The sequence below is a fragment of the Nonomuraea sp. NPDC049309 genome, assembly GCF_043196965.1.
GTDB classification, from domain to species: Bacteria; Actinomycetota; Actinomycetes; order Streptosporangiales; family Streptosporangiaceae; genus Nonomuraea; species Nonomuraea fastidiosa.
In genome coordinates, this window is the sequence record NZ_JBICSH010000001.1 from 527,187 (window position 1) to 548,834 (window position 21,648).

Consider the following 21,648-nt stretch of genomic DNA (forward strand, 5'->3'; position numbering starts at 1 on the left):
GAAAGGCGGAACGATGAGCAGGCTTGCGATCGACGTCGGTGGAACGTTCACCGACGTGGTGGAGCTGAACCCGGAGACGGGCGCGCTCAGCTTCGGCAAGGTCCCCACCACGCCGGACGCGCCGGCGCGCGGCGTCATGAACGCCTTCGCGCTGGCCGAGTCCGGCACGCCGGCCATCACGATGTTCACGCACGGCACCACACTCGGCCTCAACGCGCTGCTCACCAGGACGGGAGCGCGCACCGCGGTCATCGCGACGAAGGGCTTCCGTGACGTCTACCTGCTCGGCCGTACCGACCGCAGGACCAACTACGACATCACCTACCGCAAACCGCCCGCGCTGCTGGAGCGCTACGACACCTTCGAGGTGCGCGAGCGGTGTCTGTTCGACGGGAGCGTGCACACGCCGTTCGACGAGGAGGACGCCCGCCGGGTGGCCGCCGTCATCGCCGAGCGCGGCTATGGCTCCGTCGCGGTGGCGTTCCTGCACTCGTACGCCAACCCCGAGCACGAGCTGCGCATGCGCGACGTGCTCGCCGAGGTCGCGCCCGGCGTCGCGGTCACGCTGTCGCACGAGCTGTCCAGGGAGTACCGCGAGTACGAGCGGACCAGCACCGCCGTGCTGGACGCCTACGTCAAGCCGATCGTCCACCGCTACCTGCGCGAGCTGGAGGGCGAGCTGGCGGGCGACGGCTTCCGCGGCCGGTTCCTGATGACCCGCTCCGGCGGCGGCGCGATGACCGCGCAGGCGGCCCGCGAACAGCCGGTCAGCCTCATCCTGTCCGGCCCCGCCGGCGGCGTCATCGGCGCGGCGGCGCTGTCGCGGCTGCTGGACCAGCCCAACCTCATCACCATCGACATGGGCGGCACCAGCCTCGACGCCTCGCTCATCCTCGACCACGAGCCGGTCCTCTACCAGGGCGCGGAGTTCGAGGGGCTGCCGATCAACACGCCGTCGCTCTACATCCACACCATCGGCGCGGGCGGCGGCTCCATCGCCTGGCTGGACGAGGCCGATGCGCTGCAGGTCGGCCCGCAGAGCGCGGGCGCGGCGCCGGGCCCCGCCTCGTACGGCAAGGGCGGCACCGCCCCCACCTTCACCGACGCCGCGCTGGTGCTCGGCCACCTCGGCGCCGACAGCCCGCTCGGCGGCAAGCTCACCCTCGACCGTGACCTGGCCGACAAGGCGCTGCAGCCCATCGCCGCCCGGCTCGGTCTGTCGACCCAGGCGCTGGCGCGCGGCATCGTGCAGATCTCCACCATGAAGATCATGGGCGCGGTCCGCGCGATCACCGTGGAGCTGGGGCGCGACCCGAAGGACTTCGCGCTGCTGTCGTTCGGCGGGGGAGGGGGCCTGGTGGCCGTCGAGGTGGCCAGGGAGCTGGGCATCTCGACCGTGATCGTGCCACCGGGTCAGGGCGCGTTCTCCGCGTTCGGCATGCTGCTCGCGGACGTGCAGCACGACTATGCCCGCACCCTCGTCACCCCGCTGTCCTCCCTCGACGCGGCCGCCGCCGACGCCGTCTACCGGGAGATGGAGGCGGCGGCGGCCGAGCAGCTCGAAGCGGAGGGCTTCGGCCCCGACCGGCGCGTGCTTGCGCGTACGCTCGACGTCCGCTACCAGGGGCAGGAGCACTCGGTCACGGTCGCCTGTCCCGACGACCCCGAGACGTTCGGCGCGGCCGTCGCGTCCGCCTTCGCCGAGCTGCACGAGCGGCAGTACGGCCACACGATGGATGACCCCGTCGAGGTCACCACGCTGCGGCTGCGCGCCACCGGCACCGTCGACAAGCCAGAACTGCCCACCATGCCCGAACGCGCGTCGGGCGAGCCGCGGCCGGCCGGCACCCGCCGGGTCTACCTGTCGGAGGACGAGCCGGCCGCCGAATACCGGGTCTACGTCCGCGAGGACCTGCTGGCGGGCGACGTCATCGCCGGGCCCGCGGTGATCACCGAGCACACGGCCACGTCCGTCATCCACGCCGGCGACAGCCTGCGCGTCGGCCGTTACGGCGAGCTGGTCATTTCCGTCAACGACAGGACCGGGAGGCAGCAGTGAGCACCACCACCACGACGGACTCCATCACCACGGAGATCATCCGGCACGGCCTGCTCGCCGCCGCCGACGAGATGGCGCGCAACCTGTGCCGCACCGCGTACAACACGGTGGTCTACGAGATCCACGACTACGGCATCGGCATCCATGACGCAGGCGGCGACGTGGTGGCCGACGCGCCCGGCATCGCGGTGTTCACCCGGGGCAACGACCACGGCATCAAGCGGGCGATCGAGTTCCTGGGCCGCGACGCGATGGAGCCCGGCGACGTGTTCATCCTGAACTATCCGTACTGGGCCTCCGCGCACACCCTCGACCCGCTGGTCTTCGCGCCCATCCACCACGACGGCGAGCTGATCGGATTCGCCTCCTGCCGGATCCACGTGCTCGACCTGAAGCAGAAGGACCCCGGCTACGTCCTGGACTCCACCGACATGTACCAGGAGGGCCTGTTCTTCCCCTGCTCCCGGCTCTACCGGCGCGGGGTGCAGAACGACGACGTGTTCAACATCATCCGCTTCAACAGCCGGATGCCCGAGCGGACCATCGGCGACATCCAGGCGCAGGTGTCGGCGTGTGTGACCGGCGTACGCAGAACCCAGCAGATCGCCGCCAAGTACGGCGCGGGCGTGCTCACCGCCGCCATGGACGCCATCAACGACCACGGCGAACGGCTGGCCAGGCTGGCCCTGGCCAAGCTGCCCAAGGGCACCTGGTCCGCGCACGACTTCGTGGACAGCGACGGCATCGACACCGACCGCCTGATCAAGCTCAACGTCACCGTCACCATCAGCGACGACGAGATGGTCATCGACTGGACCGGAAGCGAGCGCGACGTCAAAGGCCCGATCAACCTGCCGCTCGGTCAGACGGAGGCGTTCTGCAGCCTCATCTTCAAGGCGCTCACCACGCCGGACACCCCCGTCGTCGCCGGCAACTTCCGCCCGCTGCGGGTGGTCACCGAACCCGGCTCGGTGATGCACGCGGTGCCGCCGATGCCGACGTTCACGCTGTGGACCGGGCTGCTCGGCGGCGAGGTCGTGCTCAAGGCGCTGGCCCAGGGCATGCCGGACCGCGTGCCCGCCTGCTCGGGCGGCGACGTGTGCTCGATGATGGGACTCGGCGTCAACCCGCGCACCGGCGAGGCGTGGCTGGAGGCCACCAACGAGGCCGTCGGCTTCGGCGGCCACGCCGGCGGCGACGGCGAGGACGGCATCATGCACCTGTCGGAGCCCGGCTGCCGCAACAACCCGGTGGAGGTGCTGGAGACCAAGTCGCCGATGTTCATCGAGTGGTACGGCTACCGCCCCGACAGCGGCGGCCCAGGCCGGCACCGGGGCGGCGTCGGCGTCGGCCGCACCTACCGCTTCACCGCGCCCTCCACCGGCATCTGCCTGGTCTACAAGACCAAGACCCGGCCGTGGGCCATCGGCGGCGGCAGGCCCGGCGAGAGCAACCACGTCATACTCAACCCCGGCACCGACCGCGAGGTGGTGCAGGGCGGCAGCTACAACCGGCTGGAGGCGGGCGAGGTGCTCGTCAACAACACCGGCGGCGGAGGCGGCTACGGCGACCCGTTCGAACGCGAGCCCGCCCGGGTGGCGGCCGACGTCCGCAACGGGTTCGTCAGCGTGGAGTCGGCGGCCCGCGACTACGGCGTCTCGGTGGACCCGGTCACGTTCGAGGTGGACGAGGAGGCCACCGCCCGGCTGCGCGCCGCGGGTCCCGCCCCGCGAGAATGAGCCAGAGGTGCGGCAGCGCCGGCAGTGCCACCCGCAGGCGCGACGGCGGAGACCGCGAAGTGACGCCCGAGCAGGTCGCGGCGGAGGTGGCCGAACTCCTCGGCCACGCCGAAGATGATCTGCTGCACCCCGAGCAGCTGGACGCGTGCGTCGCCGTCTCCGACGCGTGGCGGCGCCCGCACGACTCGCTCGCCTCGGCCGCCGGCGGAGATTCAGCCTGCCTCTCGATTGATCGGGCCGGGCCGCTGGGCAGAGAAGCCCCCGCTCGTCTCTGGAGATGGGGGCTTTCCGTCGTGGGGGCTTCCGGGACTGCTTCAGGCGAAGGCGAGCGTGCAGAAGGCGTTGCGGACGGCCGCGATGGGCTCGCGGGCCCGGCTGAAGAAGAGCTTGTTCGTGAGCAGGACGGCCCACCGGGCCTGTTCGAGGGAGATCCACAACGCGGTGCCGGTGAAGCCGTAGTGGACGTAGACGTCGTCGCTGGTGGGGTGCCAGAACAGGCCGCGCCGGGGCGCGAGGTCACCGGTCTGGATCTGCAGCGACTCCGTGACCCAGGCGTCCCCGAAGCCGGCCCCAGGGACGGGATGCAGGAGATGCTGCTGGAATCGCGCCAGGTCGTTCAGGGTGGAGAAGACACCGGCGATACCGCAGACGCCGCCGAGCAGGCGGGCCGAGAAATCGTGCACCACACCCTTCAGGTGGGTGTCGGTATCCGGGTCGAGCTCAGTCGGAGCGCACCGTGCCCGCTCGATCCCCGGTAGCGGCCCGAACCTCGTGTCGTCCATGCCCAGCGGCCGCCAGATCCGCTCTGCGGCGAGCCGGTCGAGCGTGCTGCCGGCGAGGTATTCGGCGAGGTAGCCGAGGATGAGGGCGGCGCGGTCGGTGTACTCGACGGCCTCGCCGGGCGGCCGGTGGAGTGCTTCACGGAGCACTCCCTCCCGGACGGCGCGGGGGTCGGTGCCGTACGACGCCTTGAGCCTGGCCCGCAGCGGCACGCCGGCGGTGTGGGTGAGGAGGTGACGCGCGGTGACCAGGCCGAGCGGACGGCCCGAAACCTCGGGCCAGAATGCGGCCAGCGGCTCATCCAGCGGCAGCCGCTGATCCTCCCACAGGCTGCCGATGACGGACCACACAGCGACGATCTTCGTCAGGCTGGCGAGGTCGAAGATCGTGTCGGGTTGCATCGCCGAGCCGGGGTCGCGAGGGTCGGCCAGCCCGTACGCTCCACAGTCCAGCATGCCTGCGGCGTCGCCGATCGCCCAGACCGCGCCTGGGAACACCTGCTTGCGCACTCCCTGCTCAAGCAACCGCATGACTGAACCGTAGGTGTCTTCCATGATGGGTCCTTGCGCGGAGGCGGGTGTTCACTGGCCAGCGTAGTGATCGGTCCGTGCTCGCGAGCAGCGATCGTCACATGTCGCGGCCGAGCCGCCAAAGCCCGGCCGCGGTGGCCGACAGTGGGTGGCGGGCGGCGTTGCGTCGGCCGGCTTCGCACAGCTCATGCAGGATCGCCGGGTCGGCCCGCAAGCCGCGCAGCGCCCTGCTCAAGGCGTCGGCCATGTCGAGGCGAAGCGCGGAAGCGCTCAGCGCTTCCTTCAGGCCGAGCACGGGCAGGCCGCACGCCTGCGCTTCCAGCGGAGGGAGGCCGACGGCTTCCAGGGTGGTGGACGGCACGATCAGCACGTCGTGGCCGGGGAGGAACTTCCGGCGCCGGGCGGTTCTCCGCACGCACCGCTGATGCGAGCCCGGCCAGGACAGGGGGCCGCGCGCGGCGGGCCCGGTATCCACGTGCACGTGTGCCGCACACACCCGGAGCGAGGCGAAAGTGTGGCGGGCGGCGCTGGAACCTGCGGCGGGATGCGGTGACGATAGCGGGCGATCTCCGGGGTCGCCCGGCGGTCGCCGGATGCCTGTGACAGGAGGCCCGATGCGTTATCTGTGGACGGTCGCGGTGCTGCTCGCCGCGCTGCTGGTGCCGGGCACCGCCCATGCCGCGCCCCCGTCGTACCTCACCTTGGAAGCCACGTACACCAGTGTCGCCAACGGCTGGGCCAAGGTCGAGCGGTACCTGGACACCACCCCCGGCTTCACGCAGGAGGACTACCCGCCGGACGGGCGCGGCGACCAGGACGGCCAGCGGCTGACGTTCTTCGGCGGCGTCAAGCGGCCGTTCTCCGGCCGGTTCCTGCTCTACTACGCGCCCGGCTGGAACACCAACCCCAAGATCACCCCGGTCCTGCTGGTGCACGGCGCCAACGACAACCCCGACCGGGCCTGGGCGAACCCCGGCGAGTCCGGCGGGTTCGGCTGCGGCGCGCTCACCTGCCCGCGCACCGGGCTCATGCAGCACCTGGTGGACGCCGGTCACCGGGTGTTCGCGATCGGGTTCGCCCACAAGGAGGGCGACAACCTCATGCAGGCCCAGCAGGTCGGCGACGCGATCGCGATCATCAAGGACCGGCTCGGCGTCTCGTCCGTGGATCTGGTGGGCTGGAGCAAGGGCATGATGTCCACCCGCATGTACGTCTCCTCGGTCAAGCCGAGCTGGGGCCGCTCGTACGCGGGCGACGTGCGCAGGCTCATCACGATCGGCGGGCCGAACGCCGGCTACGACTACCCGTTCGCGCACGGCTGGGCGCACGACCTGTCGATCTGGCCCGAGTGCGGCGGCCGGATCAACTCGCCGTCGCCGCACACCCACATGACCTGCTACGGCGTCTACGCCTACCATCCGGAGTTCTCGTTCGTGCCGACCGGCGGGCACGACGCCTACCCGGGGCAGCGGCAGATGCTGGCCCGCTTCGACGGCACGTACGGGATCGACCAGACCCAGCAGGACTGGTACACCACGTACTACGGCGGCCAGGGCTTCTTCACGGCCGGCCCCGGCATCCAGGCGGCGATCGACGCCGGGTCGCTGATCTCGCGCATCCGGCAGGCCGGGGTGCCGTCCTCGGTGAAGACGTACCTGCTGGCCGGTGGGTCGCCGACCGTCGTGGGCATCTACAACGAGAACCGCGGGCCGAGTGACGGCGTGGTGTTCGTCAGCAGCGCGCTGTCCACGACCGGCATCGGCACCGTCTCGGGCACCGCGCTCATCGCCACCGCCAACCATCTCACGCTCGGCTGGCACTCCCAGGTCGCGTCGCAGGTGACGAGCTGGCTCGCCTGACATCGGGGCGGCGGCCGCCGCGGGCCGGACACGACGGGCTCGGCCCCGCGCCGCCGCCATGAGGAGGGTCGCGGCCCCTGATCGGCGGGGCGGAAGCACGGTGTCCGCGCCCGGTCGCCGTCCCGGGGGCTGCGAACCCGCTACGCGGTCAGGTAGTCGCCGTGCTCGATGTCCTCGAGCAGCGTTGGGTGCTCGGGCGACCAGCCGAGGAGTTCGCGGGTGTACGCGCTGGAGGCGGGCCCGTCGAAGGCGTACACCTTGGCCAGGAACGGGTTGAGGTAGTGCGCGGCGGCCTGCTCCGGGGTCAGCGAGATCGCGGGCAGGCCGAGGCGGCGGCCGATCAGCTCGGCGATGCTCTTGAAGACGACGGCGCTTTCGGCCACGCCGTGCAGCACGCTGCCCGCCGGGGCCTTCTCCAGCGCCAGGCGGAACAGGACGGCCGCGTCCTGCCGGTGCACGGCGGGCCAGCGGTTGGCGCCGTCGCCCACGTACGCCGAGACGCCCTTCTCGCGCGCGGTGGCGATCAGCATCGCGATGAAGCCGTGGTCCTGCGGCCCGTGCACGGTCGGGGCCAGGCGCACCACCATGGCGCGCACCCCGCGACCGGCGAAGGCGAGGGCGGCGTCCTCGCTGGGGACGCGGTAGGCGGCCAGGCCGTTCCTGTCGGGCTCGTCCTTCTCGGTGCTCTCGCGGCCCTCGGGCATGACGGCCGTGCCCGAGGTGATGACGAACGGCTTGCCCGTGCCCTCGAGCGGCCGGCCCAGAGCCTCGATCGCGGCGAGGTCGATCCGCTTCATGCGGTCGGGGTCGGCGAAGTCGACGACGTACGCCATGTGCAGCACCCCGTCGGCGGCCTCCGCGCCCTTGCGCAGGACGTCGAGGTCCTCCACGGAGCCGCGCAGCGGCGTGGCGCCCAGCGACTCCAGCTTGGCGGCGGCGGCGTCCGAGCGGGCGAGGCCGGTGACCCGGTGACCGGCCCTGACGAGCTCGGCGACGACGGTGGGTCCGGTCTGGCCGGTACCGCCGGTGACGAAGACGTGCATGGAACTCTCCCCACATAAAGTCAGTGACTGGCGTTAAGAAATGCCAGTCACTGACCATAAGTAGTGTCAGTCACTGGCGTCAAGAAGCGCCAGTGACTGACATTCAGCTATCCTGCGGACCGTGCCACGAAGCGGAGCAGAAGCGCGCCGCCGCCTGCAGCAGGCGGCTCTGGAGCTGTACCGGGAGCGCGGGTTCGACCAGACCACCACGGCCGAGATCGCCGCGCGGGCGGGCGTCAACGAGCGCACGTTCTTCCGGCACTTCCCGGACAAGCGCGAGGTGCTCTTCAGCGGGGAGGCCGAGCTGCGCGCGGCGCTCGAGCAGGCGGTGGCCGCGGCGCCCGACGGCCTGCCGGTGCTCGACGTGCTGCTGCACGCGTTCCGCGAGGTGAAGCACCTGCCCGAGAGCAACCGGCCGTTCGCCGAGCCGCGCCTTGAGGTCATCGCGGCGACGCCCGCGCTGCGCGAGCGGGAGCTGGCCAAGGCCGCGGCCATCACCGAGGCGGTGGCCGCGGCGCTGCGCAAGCGCGGCGTCGCCGAACGGCAGGCCGTGCTGGCCGCCCAGGCCGGGTGGGCCGCCTTCCACGAGGCGATCGCGGCCTGGATCGCCGACTCCTCGCGGAGCCTGGACGACTACCTGCTCCAGGCGTTCGACGACCTGCGCGCGCTGACCGGCCGGTGACCCTACGAGACCACGCCCGGCCGTGGAGGCTTCTTCTCGGCGGCGACGGCCGGGGCCGCCCAGCCGCCGCCAGTGCGCGGAGGCGTTCTTCGCTGACGCCTGGAACGGCGTCGCCGCCCGGCTCGCCGCCGGCCTGCGGCTGAAGAACGACCTGCCGGCCGCCGTCCTGCGCTGATCGGCGGCGAGCCGCGTGGCGGGGATGCGGGAGAGCAAGGGGACATCGGCTCGCGGCCGCCGTGACGGTCACTCGATCGGTACGTCGGGCACGGAGCCGAGGCCCTCGACCTCCAGCGTGATCGACGTGACCGAGTCGGCGGGCGCCGGGTAGTAGACGTAGCTCCTGTTGACCTCGCCCTTGTCGAGACCGGCGACGAAGTTCTCCACGAACTCCTTGTCCATCTTCAGCGGCAGGTACCGCGCCTTGGTGGCCGGGTCGACGAGGGTGAACCTGGCGTAGTCGGCGTTCGCGGAGAACGGGTTCGAGCCGTTGGAGAACGGCGCAGGGACCGCGACGTACTGCCGGTCGCCCTCCGAGACGACGTCGAAGGTCGCCAGCAGGTAGGCGCCGTCGCGGCGGAACGGATGCACATCGATGCGCAGCACGTCCTGGTGGAGCCGCCGGCGGAGCGATCCCACGACCGGCCGGGGGTCGGGAAGGAAGGGGGCCGGTTCCCTGACGGACCCGCGCACCTTGCCCGCCGGCGGGCTCGACGTGCCGGCCGTGCCCGGGTTCTCCTGCTTGAGCTGGTACGAGATCTCGACGCGGCGGTTGCGGGCCCGGCCCTCGGGGTTGTCGCTGCCGTCCGGTTTGGTGTTCTCGGCGACCGGCTCGCTCTCGCCCTTGCCGGTGGCCTCGTACCGGTACTCATCGCCCAGCTTGCCGGCGAGGTAGCGGCGCACCGCCTCGGCCCGCCGCACCGACAGCTTCTGGTTGTAGGCGTCATCGCCCTTGCTGTCGGTGTGCCCCTCGATGACGATCGGCGGCCTGGCCGGGTCGGCGCGTTCGCGGGTCTCCTCGGCCACCTCGTCGAGCACGGCCGTGGCCTTGGGCGACAGGTCGGCCTTGTCGAAGGAGAACAGCACGTCCGTGCGGAGCCCGATCGTCTCTTCGGTGCCTTCTCGCCGCGTCGTCTTCTGCGGGGTCTCGATCAGCTCGTGCACGTCCGAGACCGCCGACCAGATCTTGCCCGACGGCGGCACCACCTGCCACTGGACCGTCGCGCCTGGCGAGGGCGACGCTTCCGGCTCGCGCTCGCGCGCGACGGGCGGCTCGGCGCCGTCGGTGACCGGAATGCCGGTGAACGGCGCGAACGCCAGGTCGGGCACGACCGAGACCTGCCGCACCTCGGCGGGCAGCGGCGGGAAGTACACCTCGACGGGGTAGCGGACGCCCGGCTGGAAGTACTCGGGCAGGCGGTTCCGTTCCGGCAGGCCGTGGCGGGTGCCGAACGCCCGGCTCGTGCCGTCGTCCTCCCGCAGCGTGAAGTACACCTTCTTGCCGACCGGGTCGAACAGCCGGAACCTGCCGAACGTCACCGTCTGGAGGGGGAGCCCGTCGTATCCGAAGTCGCCGGAGGAGATCTTGTCCTCCAGGTTGGTGATCTCCATCTTGAGCGCGGTCAGGTCACGGTGCCGTTCCACAGCCTTCACCTCGATGCGGAACTTGTCCGCGCCGTGGAATCCGGCCAGCCCTTCCCGTACGTACGGCCCGCCCGATGCGGCGGCAGACGGCGAGGCCGGGAGAGAGGAGGCGCCGGCCCGGGGCGGAGCGGGCGTCGGAGGAGGGCTGCTCGGGGTGCTGGGGCCGGCGCCGCAGCCGCACAGTGACAGGGCCGCGAGGACCACGGCCGCCTTCCTGAGGACATGCATCGGCATCACATCCCACAAGTCGGTCAGGTGTGATCGCTGGCATAGCTTAGGGATCACAAGCGACGCCGGTGAGCCGTTCGCGCGGTTCCCAGAGCCGGGTGGCGGCGGGCCGGGACGACCGGACGGGCGCGGCCCCGCTAGCTCCGTGACGGGGATCGCTGGAAGGCGAGGGCGGCGGCCAGGCAGGCGACGGGGATGACGGGCAGCACGTAACGGTGGTCGAAGTCGAGGACCGCGACCGGGCCGACCAGCAGCGCCGACGCCACGACCTGCGGCAGCAGCGCCACGCGCGGCCGGCGGATCGCGGCCACCGTTCCGAGCAGCAGGATCGCGGCCAGGAACGGGCCGCGCAGGTAGGCGACGTACTGGTAGGCGATGAGGAAGTCCGCGTACGGCGAGACCGACGACAGGCCCCGGATGTCCGGGTCGTACTCGCGTTTCACCTTGTCGATCAGCGGCTGCGCGGGCAGCTCCCAGTGCCCCTTCCTGAAGCCGAACGCGGGCGTGGTGCGTTCGGGATGCGGGATCGGGGTCCAGGAGAAGGCGATGGCGGTGTCGCGGGCCACGTCTCGCAGGTAGTCGAGCGGCTGGGCCAGGATCGCCCGTACGGCGAACTCGCGGGCCAGGTCGTTGTGCGTGAACCGGTCGCCGGGCAGCAGGTTGAGCGAGGCCTGAGGGGCCCAGACGTACTCCGATGCCGCGTCCAGCTCCGTGCCGTTCGGGCACAGGCGGGCCAGGTGGGGCGGCGGCTGGATGCGGGCGCAGTCGGCGAAGGTCATGGTGCGCGCCCACAGGGCGACGCCGTCCGCGCCGCTGATGGCGAAACGGCCGTGGTGCTGGGCGTACCAGGCGGCGTACCCGGTCAGAGGCAGCGCACCCGCCAGCGCCAGCGCGCCCAGCGGCCGCCACCCCACCCGCCGCACGGCCAGCACCAGCACGACGAGCAGCAGCAGCGGCAGCGCGATCGTCCTGGTCAGCGCCGCCGCGGCGAACAGCAGGCCCGCGCCCGCGGCCGCCCGTACCGAGACCTCCGGCGACCACATCAGGACGGCCAGGGCGGCCACGATGAGGAAGATGAACTGCGTGTCGGACAGGATCCCGGTCTCCAGCCGCAGGAATGAGGCGTCGAACAGCAGCGGCACCGTCGCGGCCGCCGCCGCCCAGCCGGGCACCGACCTGCGCCGCAGCACCGCGTAGAGCAGCAGCCCGGTGGCCAGGCCCATCGCGTGCTGGACGGCGACGATCAGCTCCACGCTGTGGAACGGCAGCAGCGCCCGCAGCAGCAGCGAGTACCCGATCGGATGGAAGGACGCCGACGGCGCCGGGTGCACCGCCATGTCGAGGTAGGTGAAGGAGTCGTACCAGTAGAGGGTGGCGGGGCGGTAGCCGAGCATCGTCACCACCCGCAGCGCGGCGGCCAGCGCCAGCAGGACGGCGAAGAGACGGTGGTCCGCGAGGGCGGCGGAGCGGCGCGGCGAGGGCAGCGCCACGCGAGTGTCTACGAGCACGGTGGATCCGATCGTGTACGGGCATGGCGAACCGCACCCATGGCGGTCGCCTGGATGGCATGCGGGGATCAGGTGGCGGGCAAGGCGCCGGCCGGCCTGCGGCGTGCGGTGCCGCCTGCCGGCTGTGTCAGGGGACGTTCCGCGTGCGGCGTACGCCGGCCGACGCCGGGCCCGCCTGCCGCGGGCGGAGCGTCAGCAGCCTTTCTGGGGCCGGCTGACGCCGGGCTCGCCGGGCCCGTCGTAGTCGCGGGGCTTGCCGGGCTTGTCGGCGACGAGCAGGAGGGCCTCGTGGTCGGCGCTCATCACGCCGTCGAGCACGTACCAGCCGCCGGGGGGCGTGAAGCCGCGCGGCTTGCCGTACGCGGTGTACGACGGGGTGACGCCGCGCTCGCGCAGCAGGGCCGCGACCTCGGAGACGGTCCTGTTGACGAAGCCGACGCAGTGCAGCGGCTCGCCGGGCATCGCGATGCCGGGCGGCATGCCGTAACGCTCGCCGGGGGCGGCGCGGCGGCCGAGGATGACGCTTGCCTTCTTGGTGTAGCCGACCGGCACCTTCAGGCCGATGGGGCAGCCGCCGAAGCGGTCGCAGGGCCCGGGACGGTCGATGGCGCGGATCGGGCCCTGCGCGGGCACCGTCTCGCCCGCCCGCAACCGGTCCGTGTCGTGGAGCACGAAGAGCCGCCCGGCCATGCTCGCGGAGGTCGGCACGAGCTTGAGGGTGATGTTGATGCCTCTGGCGCGCAGCTCCCGCTCGTACACCTCGGGCGCGGCCATGAGGTCCTTGACGGTGATCACGTAGTGGCCGTCCACGACCTTGATGTCCAGCGCGGCCGACGCGGGCGCCTGCGCGACGCCGAACGACATCAGCGCGGTCAGCACGGCCAGCACCGGCACCGCCGCCCACCTGCGGAACCGCGAGGTGCGGCGGGTGGGGCGGCGCTCGGGGACGGGGACGGAGGCGATCTTCTCCAGCAGCTCATGGGCGGCCGGCGTCATGCCGGGGCCGGGATCGGGCGCGATGCCGGCGACGAGACGATCGATGTCGTGCATCACAGTGGTGCCCCTTGTCATGGCGTCCCCTTGGTCATGGCGACGGCGCGCAGGCCGATGCGGGTGATGTCGACGTTCTCCGCGAGCAGCTGTCTCGCCAGCCGTTTTCGAGCCCGGTGCAGCCGCAGGCGGGCGTTGGCGCGGGAACATCCGAGCACGGTGGCGATCTCGTCGGAGCCGAGCCGTTCCCATCCGGCCAGCGCGAGGATCTCGCGGTCGCCGGGGCTCAGCCGGGCGAACGCCTCCTTCACGCCGCGCAGGTGATCGCCGGGCTCGGCGTGCTCCGCCGCCCACAGGGCGAGCTCGTGACCGAGCCGTTCGACCAGCTCGCCGCGGCGCGACTCGGCGCGGCGGCCGTTGGCCAGCACCCGGCGGGCCACGCCGAACAGCCACAGGCGGGCGTCCCGCCCCTCGGGGATGTCGTCCAGGCGGCGCCAGGCGGTGGCGAACGTCTCGGCGACGGCGTCGGCGGCGTCCTCGTGGGATGCGGTGCGCCGCCGTACGTAGGCCAGGATGTCGGCATAGTTGGCGACGTAGATCACCTCGAAGCGCTGCTTACGGTCCTGGTGCGTCACGTCGCCTGCTTCCCTCCGTTGGGTCCGACATCTCGTACCTGTCCGGACCCGCCGGATCGTTTCACCCCTATCTTCGGCCGCTCGGAGACAGTAAGCCCGACATTCCCTACTGAATGTCCGGGTTATAGTGCATGATCGAGAAAGGCGGCCCGAACGGAAACCGCAGATCGCCGGGTCCGCCATGCGTCAGGGGTCCGTCGTGAGGAAGCGGTTCGTCGTGGAGCAAAGGACGCGTCGGTGATAACCGGAAGCACCCGGCTTGGGCATGACAACACCCGTGAGCTGTCGGCCGCGTTCCAGGAGCGTATGCCATGAGACTCGGATTCTTCACCCGGCTGCTGGACGACGTGCCGCCCGGCGAGCGCTACCGGCTGGCCGCCGAGCAGATCAGGCACGCCGAGGCGTGCGGCTTCGACACCGCGTGGGTGGCCCAGCACCACTTCGACGGCGAGGAGGGCGGCCTGCCCGCGCCGCTGGTGTTCCTGGCCCACGTCGCGGCCGAGACCAGCCGCATCAGGCTCGGCACCGGGATCATCACGCTGCCGCTCGAACATCCGCTGCGGGTGGCCGAGGACACCGCCGTGCTCGACCTGCTGTGCGGCGGGCGGCTTGAGGTGGGCGTCGGCGGGGGCGGCACGCCGTCGGCGTTCGTGCCGTTCGGGCGCGATCCCGCCGACCGCGCCGCCCTGTACGCCGAGCATCTGTGGGTGCTGCGCCGCGCCTGGGCGGGGGAGCGGCTCGGCGGCGGCAACCGGCTCTACCCGCCCGCGCCCCGGCTGCTCGACGCCGTGTGGGAGGCCACGTTCTCGGTCTCCGGCGGCGCCCGCGCGGGCCGGGCGGGTCACGGGCTGATGCTCTCGCGTACCCAGCCCAGGCCCGCGGAGGACCCGCAGGCCACCCTCGCCGACCTGCAGCTCCCGATCATCGCGGCCTACCGCGAGGCCCTCCCCCCGGGCGCCGAGCCGCGCATCCTCGCCTCGCGGACCGCGTTCGTCGCCGACAGCAGGGCCGAGGCGCTGCGCTACGCCGAGCTGGGCCTGGGCCGCCGCAGGCTGCCGTACGAGCTGCCGCAGCGCGATCTCCACAGCAAGATCGCGGCCTTCGACGTGCATCTCGGCACGCCGCAGGACGTCATCGAGAGCCTGCGCGCCGACCCCACGCTCGAGCAGGTGACCGACGTGGCCTTCCAAGTGCACTCGGTGGACCCGCCCCACCCGCTCATCCTGCGCTCCATCGAGCTGCTGGCGACCGAGGTCGCGCCCGCGCTCGGCTGGCAGCCCTCAGCGGAGGCCGGCGCGAGGCGGGCATGACCCGCCGTCTCAGAAGCCGATCTCCTCGCGTACGAGCACGACCGTGGTCCGCTCCGGGAAGGCCTCGCGCTCGACGATGAGGATCTTGCCGATGAACGACGACTGCCCGACCTCCTGTAGCCGCTGGTGCTCGCGCGGCAGGCTGTACGTGCGGACCCGCCGCAGCCCCGTCTCAAGGTCCGGCACCACCTTCTGCGCGCCCACCACCCAGATGACCTTACGGGCGCCCGCCGCGTACGGCCCGAGCTGGCTGCCGCTGGCCGAGGCGACGACCACACGGCCATCCTCGGTCACCGCGTGCACGCTGCCCACGACGTACTCGGCGGTCGCGCCGAGGCGGAGCACCGCCTGCACGTCGTTCTCCGGCAGCTCGGCGCCCGCGCGGACGGAGGTGTACGTGCCGGACTCGTCGAGGTCGGCGGCGATGCCCGACAGCCGGAGCGTCTCGCTGGAGGTGGTGAAGACGCTCTGGTCGCCGGGGACCAGCTCGCCGACGAGCTTGCGGGCGTCGGCGACGCTGTCCACGACGTGCACGACGAAGCCGTTCTCGCGCAGCGCGGCGGCCGCGCGGTCCAGCCGGCCGTCCAGGACGGGGGCGGCGAAGGTCTGGTCGGGCACGAGAGTTTCCACGGACATGATGAATCCCCTGAATATGGCGACGGTTTCGACTGGTAACCGGCACCATTCTGAGTAACGCTTAATTCCTACCGGAAGTAGGCACTTTTAACTGCCTCGGTGAAACGGAGGGAACCCTTGCACGTCGACAGCCCAGCGGCCCGCGTGAATTCCGTGCTGAAAGCGCGCGACGAACTGACCTGCCAGGTCCGCGACGTCCTCAACAGGGTGGGGGACAAATGGACCCTGGCGGTCGTCAACGAGCTGGGCGCCGGGCCGCGCCGCTTCAACGAGGTGCGGCGCGGGGTCCCCGGCATCAGCCAGCGCATGCTCACCAGGACCCTGCGCGTGCTCGAACGCGACGGGCTGGTGGTCCGCAGCATCTACGCCGAGGTGCCGCCCAGGGTCGAGTACGAGCTGACGCCGCTCGGCCGCACGCTGCTCGAACGCGTCTCCGGGCTGATCGACTGGGCCGTGGAGCACCACGAGGACGTCGAGAGCGCGCGCGGCCGCTACGACACCCGCCACACCGATCTCCCGGACTAGCGCCGGCCGAGCGGTGCGGCCGCGCCGTTCCGCGAGCTCACCGCCCGCGCGCAGGCTGCTCGCGGTAATGGGCGACAGGTCGAGCACCGACAGCGGGATCGCATTCGCGCCGCTCATGAGGCCAGCCAGGCGTCGTGCAGGCGCAGCCGTACGGACGGATCCAGCGTCAGCCCGTGCACCGCCTCGTCGCCGAGCAGCGGCCGGAACGTGCTGGGGTACAGCGCGTAGGGCAGGCTCGGGTTGTAGCGGCTCAGCACCTCGAACCGGCGCTGGCGGAACTGCCGTTCGGTCACCGGCTGCATGTCGGTGATCGTGTGCACCTGGCCCGAGGTGAGCACCCCTGTACGCACGCCCTGCTCGGGCACGATGCGGAACTCCACCGCCTCCAGGTACGCCTCGCCCTGGTGGGCGGCCAGCGACGAGGGCCAGGAATACCCGGCCCGCCGCTTCACCGTGACGCTGTGGTCGGTCTGCAGCCTGTCCAGCACGAACGCGCCGGAGCCGATCGGCGCGCGGCAGCGTCGGCCGGCGGCTTGGCGAGCGAGGCGGGGGAGCTGAGCCCTAGCGAGGTGGTCGCGGTGGCCTGGAGGAACTGGGCGTTGGGGGCGTCGAACTCGACCTTGGCGGTGTGCTCGTCCACCACGGTCGTGCCCTTGTAGCCGGACGGACAGGTACGTGGAGGCGAACAGCGACTTTGCGCCCAGCCTGACGATCTCGTCGAGGTTGGCCTTGACCGCGGCCGCGTTCACCGGCGCGCCGTCGCTGAACGTCACGCCCTCGCGCAGGTGGAAGGTGAACGTGGTGGCCTCGGATCGACCTCCCAGGACGTGGCCGGCCACGGCTTGATCTCACCGGTACGCGGGTCCTGGTCGGTCGAAGAGCCGGCGCATGACGTTGACGGCCGAGGAGAGGCTGGCCTGCGGCGGATGCAGGCAGAAGGCTTGGCGATCCGGCAGTGATCCACGTGGCGGCGCGAGACGAGACGCAACGGGAAAGGCATGACGACCTCTCTTCCGCAGAGCGGCGATACCGATCACCGTACCGGAGTGGAGTGCTCCGTTCTATGCTAGTCTCGGGATGTGAGAGGGAACACCGCTGGAAAAGGGCCGCGCCGGTCCGACGCCAGCCGCAACGACCAGCGCATCCTCGCCGCCGCCCGCGCCGTGTTCGTCGAGATGGGGCCGGAGGCTCCGGTCTCGGTCATCGCCGAACGGGCCGGCGTCGGCATGGGCACGCTGTATCGCCGCTATCCGAGCAAGGAAGACCTCATGCGCGCCCTGTCGCTGGCGCACATGGAGCAGACCTGGGAGGAGGCCGAGCGGGGCCTCGCCGCCGAGGACGCCTGGGAGGGGTTCGAGGGCTTCGTCACCGCCTGCGTCGAGGCGGGCGTCGACGGCTCGCCCAGGCTGGCCGGTACGTTCGAGATCACCGAGGACGTGCTGGCCGCGAGCAAGCGGGCCCGCGAGGCCATCCAGACGCTCGTGGACCGCGCGCAGGCGGCCGGGGTCCTCCGTCCCGACGTCAACGCCGACGACATCATCACCCTGCTGCACGCGCTGCGCGAGCGGCGCGCGGAGAAGGGCGAGACGGCGGCGGCGCTGAGCCGCCGCTTCCTCGGCATCGTGCTCGACGGCCTGCGCCCGGAGGGGGCCCATCGGCTGGGCGCGCCGGCCACCGACTGGCAGGAGATCGAGGAGGCGATGAAGGGCCGTTCCAAGGAGCCCGGCTCAGGCTGAGGCGCTCCCTCTCATATCGCGCACGACCGGGCCGCGCAGCGCCGCGCCGCCCGCTGTCCCGCATCCCCGCACCGCCCGGGCGCACCGGGCGGTCCGCGGCATGTCCTCAAGGAGGTCTCAGGTGCCTGTTGCCATCGCGTTCTCCGAGTACGGTCCCCCTTCGGTGCTCCACCCCATCGACATCGACGAGCCAGAGCCCGGCGAGGGGGAGGTCCGGGTCAGGGTCCGGGCCGCGGGCGTGACGCCGTTCGACGCCAAGCTCCGCGCCGGGGAGTTCCGCGACTTCTTCCCCGCGTCGTTCCCGCAGCGGCTCGGCAACGAGTTCGCCGGGGTGATCGACGCGACCGGCGGCGGCGTGACCGGCTTCGCCGCGGGCGACGAGGTGCTCGGCTGGACGCTGGCGGCCGCGTACGCGGAGGTGATCGTCGTCCCCGCCGCCCAGCTCGCCGCCAAGCCGGCGGACCTGCCGTGGGAGGTCGCCGGCGCGCTGTCGGTCGTGGGCCAGGGCGCGTACGGCTTCGTGGACGAGCTGGGCGTGAAGGAGGGGGAGACGTTCCTCATCCACGCGGCGGCGGGCGGGGTCGGCACGGTCGCCGCCCAGCTCGCGGTGGCGCGCGGCGCGACGGTGATCGGCACGGCGAGCGAGGGCAACCACGACTATCTCCGCTCGCTGGGCGTCACCCCCGTCGCCTACGGCCCCGGCCTGGCCGACCGGATCCGCGCGGCCGCGCCCGGCGGCGTGGACGCGGCGCTCGACGCGATCGGCGGCGAGGCGACCGAGGTCTCGGTCGAGCTCGTCTCCGACCGCCGGCGGGTCGGCACGCTGGTGGACGCGGAGGCGGCCATCGCGAAACACGGCATCAAGCAGCTCACCGGGGCCCGCTCCGCCGAGGTGCTCGCCCACCTGGCCGGGCTGGCCGCACGCAAGGAACTGATCCTGCCGACGACGCCGTTCCCGCTGGCGGACGCCGTACGCGCGCACGAGCGGGTCGATCACGGCCACGGGCGCGGCAAGGTCGTGCTGACCGTGGGCTGACCTCCCCGGGTGCGGTCGAGCCGCGCTCGACGCGTCAAGGTCAGATACTGCACCGCGATCGGCCGGTCGAGCCCGAGCTCGTGCCGGAGTGCGGCCTCCTGCTCGGGGTCGCCTGCAGGCCGCCGAGGTTCCCGTTGCGCATCAGCTCCACCGGGTCGCCGGGCAGCAGGTGCACGAGGACAGCGTCACCGCGACCTGCAGGACCAGGACCAGGGAGAGCAGGCGCCGGAGAAGGCACCGGCTCACGGATGCAGCTCTACCTGGACCTGCTCAAGAAGATCCTGACCAACACCATCTATCAGGACCCCACCTTCCCCGACCCCGCCGCGGAGCACGGCATCTCGGGCTACCGGGACGACATCCGGGAGATCGGGCTCGACTGGCCCACCGTGGCCCACACCATGGTGGGCCGCAAGCGCCTGGACAACGTGCACTGGGCGGTGGAGACGGTGCTCAAGGACGGGGTGCCGGGCGACTTCATCGAGACCGGCGTGTGGCGCGGCGGCGTGTGCATCCTGATCCGCGCGATCCTGCAGGCGTACGGGGTGACCGACCGTACGGTGTGGCTGGCCGACTCGTTCGAGGGCATGCAGGTGACGGGAGTACGCCCGGCGAATGCTGATGCTGCGGACGTGAGGCGGCTCGGCGGAGGCCGGCTTCCAAGACGCGTGAGAGTGGGCGCTCCCGGTGAGCGCTGGCTCGGCAGACGTGGGGGCGAGCGCCCCGGTGACCGCCCGGCTCAGCAGACGTAGGGGCGGGCCGCCCGCGCCGACCGCAGCGCCTCGCCCCACCAGCCGAGCTGGTCGAGCAGGAGCTTGGCGGCGGCGGAGACGCTCTCGGCGTCGCGCGGCCTGCCGGCCTCGTCGAACTGCGCGTACGCCATGTGGAAGCTGACCGTCTCGCGGATCGTGGTGGCGTGCAGCTCGGCGAAGACGAGCCGGAGCTGCTCGACGGCGCGCAGGCCGCCCGCGTAGCCGCCGTAGGAGACGAAGCCCACGGGCTTGGCCCGCCACTCGGGGCTGACGGAGTCGATGGCGAGCTTGAGCGAGGCGGGATAGCCGTGGTTGTACTCCGGGGTGACGACGACGAAGGCGTCGGCGGCGCCGATGCGGGCGGCGAAGTCGCGTACCTGCCTGTCGGGGTACTCGCCGGTGCTGACCGGGTGTTTCTGCTGGACGATCGGCAGGGGCACCTCGGCCAGGTCGATGATGTCGAGCTCGAAGCCGCCGTGATCGCGGACCCGCTCGACGACCCAGTTGCCGACGATGGAGCCGAAGCGGCCCTCGCGGGTGCTGCCGATGATCACGGCCAGGTTCAGAGGAGCGCCGGACAATGAGAGATCCCTTCTGCGCTGCGGATTGAGGGCATCGTAACACCGAAACGGAGCGGTGCGCTCCGTTCAGAGCGCTCCGCTCCGCTTCGAGTCGGTTCAGTGGCCCGTGTAGCCGGAACGAGCGGGCCCGCCGAAGGTGGCGGCATGACCGACACCACTGCACGGCCGCGCCGCTGGGTCGTCACCGGCGCCTTGCTCGACACCGGGGAACAGCCCGCACAGCCCGAAGCCGGAGGCGGCCATCTCCTCCCGGCAGCGTTCGTGGGCCAGGATGAGCGAGTCCGCCTGATCCTGCACCTGGGCGGGCTGCGGGCCGAGCTGATCCACCCGCCGGTGCCCGCCCACACCACGAACGACACCGTGGTGTGGGTGCCGGAGCGTCGCGTGCTGGTCACCGGCGACGTGGTGATGTCGGCGACGTGGTGATGTCGGGGGTGACGCCGTTCTGCCTGATGGGCTCGATCGACGGATCGCTGCGCGCGCTGGAGTGGCTGCGCACGCTCGACGCCGCCGTCATCGTGGCCGGTCACGGTCAGGTGGCCGGGCCTGAGGTGCTGGACGAGGCGGAGGCGTATCTGCGGTGGGTGCGCGAGGTGGCGGCGGAGGGCGTACGCGCCGGCCTGCCGCCGCTGCCGGCCGCCAAGGAGGCCGGGTACGGGCGCTTCGGCGCGCTGCGCGACCCGGAACGGCTGACGGCCAACCTGCACCGCGCCTACGCCGAACACCTCGGCGCCGCCCCCGGCGCCCCGCTGGACGTGCTGGAGATCTTCGAGGAGATGGTCGCCTTCAACGGCGGCACCCTCACCTGCCACGCCTGACCGGGAATCCCAGGTCTCGTGGGCGGTCACCTGGGTGATGATCAGTAGGCTCGGCCCGTGGAAAAGGACGTGACGTCGTCGAGCGCCTCGCGCGCAGGCCGTTCAGCGCGGAGAGTCGCCTGGGGTGCTTTCGCGGTGTTCCTGGCGGTGTTCGCCGTCTTCGAGAGCGTGAAGTACGGCCTGCCGACCACCGCCGCCGGGTTGGGGTTCTTCCTGCTGCCCGACCTCGTTCGGCGGGCGGGGGTCCGCCCGGGAAGTGCGGCGTATCAGGTCGTGCATCGGGTGTGGATTCCGCTGGTGGTGCTCGTCGGCTACGCGGCGGCGCAGCTGGAGTGGCCGCCGCTGTTCACGGCCGGGCTGGGCTGGCTCACCCGGATCGCCATCGACCGGACGCTCGGACGCGGGCCCACCGGCTGATCGGCCACATCGAGCGGGGGCGGTCCGGTCTCAGCCGGTGATCGTGTCGCGCAGTGCTGGGCTCGTCGCTCGCACACGCGATCCGCGGCGTGAGCCCGCAGGGCGGCCGAAAAGGCGGTCGAGAGGCCGCCGGATCCGGTGCT

Annotated in this window: 23 protein-coding genes; 13 read left to right on the forward strand and 10 right to left on the reverse strand. The window is 71.9% G+C overall.

Features of this window, described 5'->3' with window-relative positions; translation table 11 throughout:
* The first annotated feature begins 13 nt into the window (after positions 1–13).
* Both ACGFIM_RS02485 and ACGFIM_RS02490 read left to right on the forward strand, forming a co-directional pair.
* Positions 14–2,059 (forward strand): hydantoinase/oxoprolinase family protein, encoded by a 2,046-nt coding sequence (locus ACGFIM_RS02485; RefSeq protein ID WP_393193360.1) that lies wholly within the window; start codon positions 14–16, stop codon positions 2,057–2,059.
* Positions 2,056–3,798: a hydantoinase B/oxoprolinase family protein gene (locus ACGFIM_RS02490; protein WP_393193362.1), complete on the forward strand. Its 1,743-nt coding sequence runs from the start codon at positions 2,056–2,058 to the stop codon at positions 3,796–3,798. Before ACGFIM_RS02485 ends, ACGFIM_RS02490 begins: the two co-directional genes overlap by 4 nt.
* A gap of 314 nt (positions 3,799–4,112) precedes the next feature.
* Here ACGFIM_RS02490 and ACGFIM_RS02495 read toward each other — a convergent pair whose 3' ends face one another.
* Together ACGFIM_RS02495 and ACGFIM_RS02500 are read right to left on the reverse strand one after the other, a co-directional pair.
* Positions 4,113–5,108, reverse strand: a complete 996-nt coding sequence (locus ACGFIM_RS02495; protein ID WP_393193365.1) for a serine hydrolase domain-containing protein — start codon at positions 5,106–5,108, stop codon at positions 4,113–4,115.
* Positions 5,109–5,205: 97 nt separating this feature from the next.
* A complete protein-coding gene (locus tag ACGFIM_RS02500; protein WP_393193368.1) occupies positions 5,206–5,523 on the reverse strand; it encodes a glycosyltransferase in 318 nt (105 codons plus the stop codon).
* 199 nt (positions 5,524–5,722) lie between these two features.
* Here ACGFIM_RS02500 and ACGFIM_RS02505 point away from each other — a divergent pair, with 199 nt between their 5' ends.
* A complete protein-coding gene (locus ACGFIM_RS02505) occupies positions 5,723–6,967 on the forward strand; it encodes an esterase/lipase family protein (RefSeq protein WP_393193370.1) in 1,245 nt (414 codons plus the stop codon).
* 140 nt (positions 6,968–7,107) lie between these two features.
* On the opposite strand, the gene ACGFIM_RS02510 is transcribed toward ACGFIM_RS02505, so the two are convergent.
* Positions 7,108–8,010 carry an SDR family oxidoreductase gene (locus tag ACGFIM_RS02510; protein WP_393193373.1) on the reverse strand — a complete coding sequence of 301 codons (903 nt, stop codon included), beginning with the start codon at positions 8,008–8,010 and terminating at the stop codon, positions 7,108–7,110.
* Positions 8,011–8,131: 121 nt separating this feature from the next.
* On the opposite strand from ACGFIM_RS02510, the gene ACGFIM_RS02515 reads away from it, so the two are divergent.
* Complete coding sequence (locus ACGFIM_RS02515) at positions 8,132–8,692, forward strand: TetR family transcriptional regulator (protein WP_393193376.1); 561 nt, start codon at positions 8,132–8,134, stop codon at positions 8,690–8,692.
* Positions 8,693–8,714: 22 nt separating this feature from the next.
* Positions 8,715–8,867 (forward strand): hypothetical protein, encoded by a 153-nt coding sequence (locus ACGFIM_RS02520; protein WP_393193378.1) that lies wholly within the window; start codon positions 8,715–8,717, stop codon positions 8,865–8,867.
* A gap of 68 nt (positions 8,868–8,935) precedes the next feature.
* Here the strand turns inward: ACGFIM_RS02520 and ACGFIM_RS02525 are convergent, their stop codons facing one another.
* The 4 genes from ACGFIM_RS02525 to ACGFIM_RS02540 form a co-directional block, all read right to left on the reverse strand.
* A complete protein-coding gene (locus ACGFIM_RS02525; RefSeq protein ID WP_393193380.1) occupies positions 8,936–10,333 on the reverse strand; it encodes an OmpA family protein in 1,398 nt (465 codons plus the stop codon).
* 365 nt (positions 10,334–10,698) lie between these two features.
* A complete protein-coding gene (locus ACGFIM_RS02530) occupies positions 10,699–12,069 on the reverse strand; it encodes a hypothetical protein (RefSeq protein WP_393193383.1) in 1,371 nt (456 codons plus the stop codon).
* Between the two features lie 192 nt (positions 12,070–12,261).
* Positions 12,262–13,140, reverse strand: a complete 879-nt coding sequence (locus tag ACGFIM_RS02535; RefSeq protein WP_393193386.1) for a hypothetical protein — start codon at positions 13,138–13,140, stop codon at positions 12,262–12,264.
* Positions 13,137–13,694: an RNA polymerase sigma factor gene (locus tag ACGFIM_RS02540; RefSeq protein ID WP_393193389.1), complete on the reverse strand. Its 558-nt coding sequence runs from the start codon at positions 13,692–13,694 to the stop codon at positions 13,137–13,139. Before ACGFIM_RS02540 ends, ACGFIM_RS02535 begins: the two co-directional genes overlap by 4 nt.
* Before the next feature lie 311 nt (positions 13,695–14,005).
* Between ACGFIM_RS02540 and ACGFIM_RS02545 the strand changes: the two genes are divergently transcribed.
* Positions 14,006–15,004: a putative FMN-dependent luciferase-like monooxygenase gene (locus tag ACGFIM_RS02545; RefSeq protein WP_393193392.1), complete on the forward strand. Its 999-nt coding sequence runs from the start codon at positions 14,006–14,008 to the stop codon at positions 15,002–15,004.
* A gap of 9 nt (positions 15,005–15,013) precedes the next feature.
* On the opposite strand, the gene ACGFIM_RS02550 is transcribed toward ACGFIM_RS02545, so the two are convergent.
* Positions 15,014–15,640 (reverse strand): lactate utilization protein, encoded by a 627-nt coding sequence (locus ACGFIM_RS02550; protein ID WP_393193395.1) that lies wholly within the window; start codon positions 15,638–15,640, stop codon positions 15,014–15,016.
* A gap of 153 nt (positions 15,641–15,793) precedes the next feature.
* Here ACGFIM_RS02550 and ACGFIM_RS02555 point away from each other — a divergent pair, with 153 nt between their 5' ends.
* A complete protein-coding gene (locus ACGFIM_RS02555; protein ID WP_393193398.1) occupies positions 15,794–16,165 on the forward strand; it encodes a winged helix-turn-helix transcriptional regulator in 372 nt (123 codons plus the stop codon).
* A 113-nt stretch (positions 16,166–16,278) separates the two neighbouring features.
* On the opposite strand, the gene ACGFIM_RS02560 is transcribed toward ACGFIM_RS02555, so the two are convergent.
* Positions 16,279–17,004 (reverse strand): ABC transporter substrate-binding protein, encoded by a 726-nt coding sequence (locus ACGFIM_RS02560; protein WP_393193401.1) that lies wholly within the window; start codon positions 17,002–17,004, stop codon positions 16,279–16,281.
* 240 nt (positions 17,005–17,244) lie between these two features.
* On the opposite strand from ACGFIM_RS02560, the gene ACGFIM_RS02565 reads away from it, so the two are divergent.
* The 3 genes from ACGFIM_RS02565 (at position 17,245) to ACGFIM_RS02575 (ending at position 19,689) form a co-directional block, all read left to right on the forward strand.
* Entirely contained in the window at positions 17,245–17,901 is a 657-nt protein-coding gene (locus ACGFIM_RS02565; protein ID WP_393193404.1) for a TetR/AcrR family transcriptional regulator, read from the forward strand.
* 121 nt (positions 17,902–18,022) lie between these two features.
* Positions 18,023–18,937 (forward strand): NADP-dependent oxidoreductase, encoded by a 915-nt coding sequence (locus ACGFIM_RS02570; protein WP_393193407.1) that lies wholly within the window; start codon positions 18,023–18,025, stop codon positions 18,935–18,937.
* Between the two features lie 248 nt (positions 18,938–19,185).
* A complete protein-coding gene (locus tag ACGFIM_RS02575) occupies positions 19,186–19,689 on the forward strand; it encodes a TylF/MycF/NovP-related O-methyltransferase (RefSeq protein WP_393193410.1) in 504 nt (167 codons plus the stop codon).
* Here the strand turns inward: ACGFIM_RS02575 and ACGFIM_RS02580 are convergent.
* Positions 19,677–20,270 (reverse strand): NADPH-dependent FMN reductase, encoded by a 594-nt coding sequence (locus tag ACGFIM_RS02580; protein ID WP_393193413.1) that lies wholly within the window; start codon positions 20,268–20,270, stop codon positions 19,677–19,679. The genes ACGFIM_RS02575 and ACGFIM_RS02580 overlap by 13 nt on opposite strands.
* A gap of 144 nt (positions 20,271–20,414) precedes the next feature.
* Between ACGFIM_RS02580 and ACGFIM_RS02585 the strand changes: the two genes are divergently transcribed.
* Genes ACGFIM_RS02585 through ACGFIM_RS02595 form a run of 3 tightly spaced genes read left to right on the forward strand, consistent with a single transcriptional unit; the run spans position 20,415 to position 21,505 of the window.
* Positions 20,415–20,696, forward strand: coding sequence for a hypothetical protein (locus ACGFIM_RS02585; RefSeq protein ID WP_393193416.1), 282 nt, complete (start codon positions 20,415–20,417; stop codon positions 20,694–20,696).
* Positions 20,690–21,088: a hypothetical protein gene (locus tag ACGFIM_RS02590; RefSeq protein WP_393193419.1), complete on the forward strand. Its 399-nt coding sequence runs from the start codon at positions 20,690–20,692 to the stop codon at positions 21,086–21,088. The genes ACGFIM_RS02585 and ACGFIM_RS02590 overlap by 7 nt, the downstream gene beginning before the upstream one ends.
* 57 nt (positions 21,089–21,145) lie before the next feature.
* Positions 21,146–21,505 carry a DUF4260 family protein gene (locus ACGFIM_RS02595; protein WP_393193421.1) on the forward strand — a complete coding sequence of 120 codons (360 nt, stop codon included), beginning with the start codon at positions 21,146–21,148 and terminating at the stop codon, positions 21,503–21,505.
* Positions 21,506–21,648 lie beyond the last annotated feature (143 nt).